Annotated in this window: 2 protein-coding genes; one reads left to right on the top strand and one right to left on the bottom strand. The window is 52.7% G+C overall.

What is annotated here, in order from left to right; genetic code table 11:
• Window positions 1-181: hypothetical protein (locus tag FYC48_RS28570; protein WP_235034434.1), on the top strand; the 181-nt coding region annotated here is incomplete at its 5' end.
• 348 nt (window positions 182-529) lie between these two features.
• Here the strand turns inward: FYC48_RS28570 and FYC48_RS28565 are convergent.
• A partial coding sequence (locus FYC48_RS28565) for a hypothetical protein (protein WP_235034433.1) occupies window positions 530-769 on the bottom strand: 240 nt, incomplete at its 5' end.

The raw sequence follows: 769 nt of genomic DNA, 5'->3' as shown, positions 1-769 counted from the left end.
ACACCACGCTGGCGGCAACCGTAATTCGACGAACCATGTGATGAACGGGAGTCGCGGGCGCTGCTGTTTCCTGAGTTCACGATGTTTGCCCGCGACCCCGTTATCACCAACGTTCGTCGTGCTTGGTCACGTTCGTTGGTTCTTCGATCTTTCAATTTTGATCAACGCACAAGCCGGATAAGGTGACTGCAGTCGGCCCACTGTTTGTTGACGCGACCTCTGTTTCCTGTTGATCGCTCTTGATGTCGCGGTTCGATAGATCATCTTCTTCATCCGGATGATGGCTTGGTGATTTGCAACGCAAGTCACATTCGTCGTACTGGATGACTCGCGTAGGAACGCATTGATTGGCAACGTGACATCAGTCGCCTATTGATCGCACGTGATGTTGCGGCTCGGCTGTCGCTCCCATCCAATCGTATTGACTCACGTACCGGCTCAACCAATGGCGACGATACCTCTGTCGCTTGTTAAACGCTTTTGGTGTCACGATTTGATATCGGAATTCTGACTGATGTTGATGCTCGCGTCATTCTGGAATTGCTATATTGCTTTTGCGCCGTCCAACTTCCAGCCGGCGGCAACCGTAAAGCGACGAACCATGTGATGAACGGGAGTTGCGGCGCAGTTGATTCCTGCGTTCACGATGCTTGGCCGCAACCCCGTTATCACAATCGTTCCCCGGCTGATCTGCTGAAATGGCTACACGACGCATGTCAAATGCAATCGTCAAACTCGCATCGGTCCTGTTGCTTGCAGCCGTCGTCGT

Origin of the sequence: Roseiconus lacunae, from assembly GCF_008312935.1 — a bacterium.
Taxonomy (GTDB): Bacteria; Planctomycetota; Planctomycetia; order Pirellulales; family Pirellulaceae; genus Stieleria; species Stieleria lacunae.
This window is presented reverse-complemented; position numbering and strand designations above follow the sequence as displayed.